The sequence below is a fragment of the Thermofilaceae archaeon genome (assembly GCA_038731975.1).
In the GTDB taxonomy this organism is placed as follows: Archaea; Thermoproteota; Thermoprotei; order Thermofilales; family Thermofilaceae; genus JANXEW01.
Map to the genome: position 1 here is coordinate 1 of JAVYQJ010000049.1, position 5,486 is coordinate 5,486.

Below are 5,486 nucleotides of genomic sequence, written 5' to 3' on the forward strand. Positions count from 1 at the left end.
CTCCACCGAGATACGAACCCTTCTCTTCAACATCCCGCTTGAGCTCGGCCGGTTCACTTAAGGCTATCCCCTCTAAGCGATGGTAGTGCTCTCGGGGTTAAGAGACGGTTAATCTGAGGGTTTAATCTCGTACCGTAACGCATTTTTACGAGCCGCAGGAAATCACCCCCGTGAAGGTGACAAAGAACCTTCTATCCAAGCTGGAGACCGAGTACGCGGGCTACCTTGAGGGCGAAAGGCTCGACAGGTTCTTCAAGGAGTTCGGGATCAAGTTCGCAGCGGGGCACTGGGCTGCCGGCGACTTCCTCGATCGCTTCGCGACCAAGGGCTACTGGCCCGAGCTGGACAGCAGCATAAAGGCCCAGATGGAGCGCGTCGCGAAGGCGGGGATCGAGGGCATCGAGTTCCACGACGTCCTCTTCCTAGACGAGAAACTCCGCGTCGTTGAGGATAGGATCACCGAGGTAAGGGAGCACCTCGAGAAGCTGGGCTTGAAGGCCACCACGATGAACGTCAACATGTTCACGGACCCTCGGTGGAAGCTGGGCAGCGTAACCCACCCGAAGAGGGAGGTGAGGGAGAAGGCGCTGGAAGTGCTGCTGCAGGCGGCTGACATCGCAAAGGCTGTTGGCTGCGAAGCTTTCAGCTTCTGGCCCGGCCAGGACGGCTGGGACTACAACTTCGAGGTCAACTACGGCAAGCACTTCGAGTGGTTCGTGGAGGCGTGCAGGCAGGCGGCCAGGAGGGCGAAGGAGCTCGGCCTCAGGTTCGGCATTGAGGCGAAGCTGAAGGAGCCGAAGGAGGGGAACATGGTGATACCGACCACGCACATCGCCGGTTGGATCGCCTACACGATCAACCAGGAGCTAGGGGGCAAGTACATGGGGGTGACGATCGACTACGGCCACGAGCAGATGTACGCCGTCGAGCCCGCGTACACCGTCTACGCGCTCCACCGGATGGGCGTGCCAATCGCCAACTTCCACATCAATACAGCCAAACTGCACAGCAATGATGAGGACAGGGTCTTCGGCACAGGCGACATCTGGCGCTTCGTCGACTACCTGTACGCTGCAATTGACACGGGGTACGACGGCTGGTTCGGAGAGGACCAGTTCACCTACCGCATGGACCCGGTCAAGGCGATGGCTCTGAGCAAGGAGATCTTCGGCAACCTGATGAAGAAGGCGCTGCTCATCTACGCGAGGAAGGAGGAGCTCGAGGAGGCTAGGGAAACCGGCGATCAAGCAGCCGTCCTCAACGTCGTGAAAAAGATAATCCTAACGGGTTAAGCCCCCAAATCTGATTTTTGCTATTTTTCGAGGAATTTTCAGCTAACCAAAGCTTGCTGCTACCGAAAGACTCTGTCTTGTTTGCATCGCTCCACTACCTCGGGCTCATCTAGGAGGGTTCGCACATCGAAGATCCATCACTGCTCCAAAACCCTTTGATACGAAAAGCGCTTAAGCGTAAATTGCACTACGAGGAGTTTACCGGAGGAGATTCCTCACGAACTCGTGGTACTTTCTTACGGCTTCCTCGGGGAAGGGGTTCACGACGGTCACTTCCCTGATCCTCGCGAGCTCCTTGTCCAGCGAGTAGATGGTTGAGGTTCCGAGGCTCCTCGCAAGGGATACTAGGTATCCGTCCCAGGCCTCAACGTTGTAGTAAGCTGCGTACTCGAGAGCATCGATGGCCAACTGGGGGGTGATCTGGGGGTAGAAGGCCGGCGACCGTGTCTCCAGCAGCTTTTCGAGGAGCCGCTTGACGGCTAGCCGCTCAACCCGTAGGTACCTTGTGGCTATGTGGTAGGCGCCAATGACGGCGGAGACAGGTAGCACCGCCCTCCTCCTCTGAGTCAGAACCTCGCTCAGAAAGCGAACCGCGTGCGTTCTGAGGGGGTTGTCGAAGCACGCTACGACGACCACGCTCACGTCTAGAACGCCGTCAGGATAGACCGAGCTTTCTCCGAGCATACTCGGCGCTCACCCACTTCCAGCCCTCCTCGAACCCCTCGGGGTGGGCTTCCAGCTTAAGGTTCAGCGCAAGCTTAACCCACTCCTCAACCGATGCCTCCAGATCCCCGGGGATAAGCTCGAGGATGATCCTCCTGCCGTCCAGCCTGACCAGGAGTTCTCCCCCCTCCCGCAGCCCCAGAGCCTTCCGAATGTGCGCGGGGAGAACGATCCTACCCTGCCGATCCATCCTCGCTCTTCCTTCCACAAGTTTCACCACATGGAGTAAAAAATGCCATAAAATAAAGCTGTCCTCGGGCACCGAGCCGGCCTTTAAACGAAGTGGTAAAAGGAGCCTCGTCGCTTAAAATGCTGGGCACCCGCATCCATGCCCTCATCGGCTGCCCCCCACGGGAATTGGCCTCTTTAGTATCCTCGCCAGGGTCTAATCCGGGCCAGGGGGGTAAAACACCCACCATTCCAATCGGAGGTTCCCCAGCCTCTCCACAAGAATCATTAATCTTCGGAAGATTGATGATTTAGGAGAGTCCATGTGGAAGTCCATCAAATGCTTCTATGGACGATGATTAAAACACCGTAGGTAGCTAGGGGGCTCTGCTCATCGACTTTTGGTCTAATGGTGCGTGCGGCTCCAAACCTTTAGGTGGCATTGATCATCTCCCAACTCTACTGGGGTGGTTGGCTGTCGAGGCGGGTTGCCTTTCTAAATGTTTTCTAGGGGATGATTGAATCAACGAAAATTAATTAGGTAGAACCTTGCCGGGCGCTCTCGTGGGCGCTTTGAAGGTTCGGCACGCTCTTGCCGCCGCGATCGTGGTTTCGATCTTGGCGGCGTCAGTGTTTGTTGTGCAACAGCGGTTGACGGGTGTTGTAGCCGTTGTGCGCGTCAGCGGCTACATCCTGACGAGCGGCGATGCCGACTACTACACCGCTTTGCTGCGCCGCGCATACAACAACGATAGCGTGAAGGCGGTAGTCCTCGTGATCGACTCCTTCGGCGGTAGCGCGGACTACGTGGAGCAGGTCTACTACAGCGTGAAGCAGTTGAAGACGAGGAAGCCCGTTGTGGCACTAGCGGTGAACGCGCTCTCAGGAGGCTACTACATAGCTGTCGCTGCCGACTACATATTCGCGCACTCAACCTCGCTGATCGGCTCGATCGGAGTCATAGCCACCGCTCCGCCGCTGCTAATCCCCTCCGAGTACGTCCTGGAAACGGGGCCCTACAAGCACACGGGCTTCTCCCGGCTCCACTTCTTCAGCAACTTGAGCCGCGCCCTGGACTCCTTCGTCTCCGCCGTGGAGGAGGGGAGGGGGCAGAGGCTCAGGGCTACCAGGGAGGAGCTGAAGAAAGCCCTCGTCTACCTAGGCGTAGAAGCCCTCGAGCTGGGTTTGGTAGACCGGCTCGGCTCGCTGGAGCAGGCAGTCGAGGAGGCGGCCAGGAGAGCCGGGTTGCTCAGGTACAGCGTGGTTGAGCTCCAGCTGACCGGTGCTTCTAAGGGCCTCTCCTACGCATGGTGGAACGTGACGGTCAGCCTCCTGGAGAGCCTGCACCCGCCCCCCGCCCTCTACTACGTCTACCTACCGGCCACTCAGCTGCAAGCGACAACGCTGGCTTCAGCCGGCCCCGTGACCGGCGGCGGTAGCGCGATCATCGACCTATCCCACGGCAATCTAGCGTCCTGGTGGAGTCTTAACGCTCTGCTAGCCGAGCTCGCCCTAAGGAACGTCACCTTCGGCTTCTACGACACCTGGGACAGGGTGGTGAAGGGGCTGGAGAACGCCACCTGCCTGATCGTAGCAACTCCGACGAGGCCCTACAGCGAGGATGAGGTCAAGAGGGTGGAGGAGTTCGTCAGGAGGGGCGGCGTCCTCCTGCTCATCTACGACCCAGCCTACGAGTTCCTGGGCCCCGAGGCCCTCAGGAACTTCGTGGTAGCCCCGATCAACTCGCTAGCCTCAAGGTTCGGCGTAACGTTCGCCTACGGCTACCTCTACAGCCTTGAGGAGTACTACGGCATCTACCGGAACGTGTACGTCAGGTCCTTCGCCAACATCACCCTCTTCAGGGGTGTGGGAGAGCTCGTCCTCTTCACCGCCGCGCCTTTGAGGAGCAACAGCGCTGTGGCCTGGGCCAACAACACCCACTCGACGGCCGCCGAGAAGCCCGGCAACTACCCCGTCGTCGCGCTCGTTAGGTGGGGCAACGGGACGGTGGTCGCAATCGGCGACACGACGATCTTCATGGAGCCCTACTGCCACGTCTCCGACAACTACAAGTTCGTGTCCAACCTGGCCGAGCTCATCGCCAACGCGACTCTAGCCCCCGCTCCGAGGCCAGACGGGTTTCGAATCGAAAGGCCGAACCTCCCCGTAGGCACCGTGAAGGTGTTCAGAGTCGATGAGGATGGGGAGGTTTACGAACTCCGCTGGACAAGGGTGAGCGAGGGGGAGGTTGTCGTAGAAACCCCCTACTACACGACCGTCTACATCTACGAGGGCGGCAGCCTGAAGGGGTGGAGGTCCGATGGGGTGGAGTGCGTATACGATCAGCCCTTGCCAGAGCCGCCATTCCCGCTCACGGAGGGGAAGAGCTGGAGCTACTCGACGGGCTTCACGCTCACAATGAACGACGCTAGGTACAGGGGTTGGCTGACGGGGAGGGAGACCGTGGAGGGCTTCGAGAGTGTTAAAGCGCTCGACGGGAGGACGTACTTCTGCGCGCGCGTGAGCATCGAGCTGACGGAGCGATTGACGAGCGGCGGCGTCACGGTGATCACCACAACCCGCGGCTACTACTGGCTCTCCAGCGAAGCTGGAACCGTAAAGCAGAGCACCACGACCTCCAGGAGCTACAGCGGCTACGAGGCCGGTACGAGCAGCCGCGAGCTCATCCTTAAGGAGCTCAGGAGGCCCTAGGTGGGCGTATGGCGGAGCACTTGCGATCCGACAAAGCGAAACTGGAGCGGGACTTGGAGGAGTTAAGGAGGCTAGCTGTCAAGCTGGGCGCTGAGGACGCCAGGCCGATACAGGCCAGCGCAGTGGTCGTGAGGGACTGGGTGCGCTGGAAGTGCCGGTTCGGCTGCGGCGAGTACGGTAGGAGGCTGACGTGCCCACCCTTCAGCCCGACGCCAGAGGAGACTAGGAGGGTGCTCAGCGAGTACGGGGTCGGCTTAATCGTGAGGTTCGGTCCCTGCTTGGAGGCTGGGTACGACGAGGGCGTCAACGTGCACGAGGTCATGTTCCAGCTGGAGCGGGAAGCATTCCTCATGGGCTACTACGCCGCCTTCTCGCTGGCATGCGGCCCCTGCCCGTACTGCGAGGAGTGCAACGTTAAGGAGGGGGTTTGCCGGAACCCGGAGCGCGCCAGGCCCTCGATGGAGGCCTGCGGCATCGACGTCTACGCGACAGCGAGGAACGCGGGCTACGAGCTTAAGGTCGTCACCTCCTACGAGCAGCGGCCAACCTTCTTTGGGCTCCTACTCCTAACGTAGAGTAAACAGAGGCAGC

Annotated in this window: 5 protein-coding genes; 3 read left to right on the forward strand and 2 right to left on the reverse strand. The window is 59.8% G+C overall.

Annotation, left to right across the window (positions count from 1 at the left end; genetic code table 11):
* Window positions 1-170: 170 nt before the first annotated feature.
* Window positions 171-1,292, forward strand: coding sequence for a sugar phosphate isomerase/epimerase family protein (locus tag QXF46_09050; protein MEM0227006.1), 1,122 nt, complete (start codon window positions 171-173; stop codon window positions 1,290-1,292).
* 198 nt (window positions 1,293-1,490) lie between these two features.
* On the opposite strand, the gene QXF46_09055 is transcribed toward QXF46_09050, so the two are convergent.
* Window positions 1,491-1,976: a PIN domain-containing protein gene (locus tag QXF46_09055; protein MEM0227007.1), complete on the reverse strand. Its 486-nt coding sequence runs from the start codon at window positions 1,974-1,976 to the stop codon at window positions 1,491-1,493.
* Window positions 1,948-2,223 carry an AbrB/MazE/SpoVT family DNA-binding domain-containing protein gene (locus tag QXF46_09060; protein MEM0227008.1) on the reverse strand — a complete coding sequence of 92 codons (276 nt, stop codon included), beginning with the start codon at window positions 2,221-2,223 and terminating at the stop codon, window positions 1,948-1,950. The genes QXF46_09055 and QXF46_09060 overlap by 29 nt, the downstream gene beginning before the upstream one ends.
* Before the next feature lie 524 nt (window positions 2,224-2,747).
* On the opposite strand from QXF46_09060, the gene QXF46_09065 reads away from it, so the two are divergent.
* The gene (locus QXF46_09065) at window positions 2,748-4,895 is read left to right on the forward strand and encodes a S49 family peptidase (GenBank protein MEM0227009.1); all 2,148 of its coding nucleotides are present in this window, start codon (window positions 2,748-2,750) and stop codon (window positions 4,893-4,895) included.
* Between the two features lie 8 nt (window positions 4,896-4,903).
* A complete protein-coding gene (locus QXF46_09070) occupies window positions 4,904-5,470 on the forward strand; it encodes a DUF2284 domain-containing protein (protein MEM0227010.1) in 567 nt (188 codons plus the stop codon).
* Window positions 5,471-5,486 lie beyond the last annotated feature (16 nt).

What these genes read in the sequence shown, in the direction of transcription:
- QXF46_09055 (MEM0227007.1), bottom strand. Translation starts at nt 1,976, where the DNA reads ATGCTCGGAGAAAGCTCGGTCTATCCTGACGGCGTTCTAGACGTGAGC.
- QXF46_09070 (MEM0227010.1), top strand. Translation starts at nt 4,904, where the DNA reads ATGGCGGAGCACTTGCGATCCGACAAAGCGAAACTGGAGCGGGACTTG.